At 23.3% G+C, this 270-nt stretch carries 1 protein-coding gene; it reads right to left on the bottom strand.

All coding sequences use genetic code 11. The annotated features are described in order from the left end of the window. A partial coding sequence (locus tag SB752_RS32510) for a hypothetical protein (protein WP_410719513.1) occupies positions 1 to 270 on the bottom strand: 270 nt, incomplete at both ends.

Raw genomic sequence — 270 nt, forward strand, 5'->3', positions numbered from 1 at the left:
TTTCAAATTATCTTCTTTTCGCTTAAAAAGTTTATATAATTTCCGTTTAATACTTTTATTAGAAAAGTCTATTCTCTTTTCATTTTTCTTTTTGTTTATTGTAATTCTATATTTAAATTGCTCAAAATATACTGCTGATTCGAGAACTTGAAAATATTCTTCGATTGAATTTTCAAAATAATCAAATAGAAAATCTTCAATAGATGGGTTAAAGAAATTATATCTAACTTGATTTTTATCGACAGTCCTAATAATAAATCCGCCAACTAG

Origin of the sequence: Brevibacillus sp. SIMBA_040 (assembly GCF_046535075.1) — a bacterium.
Lineage (GTDB): Bacteria > Bacillota > Bacilli > Brevibacillales > Brevibacillaceae > Brevibacillus.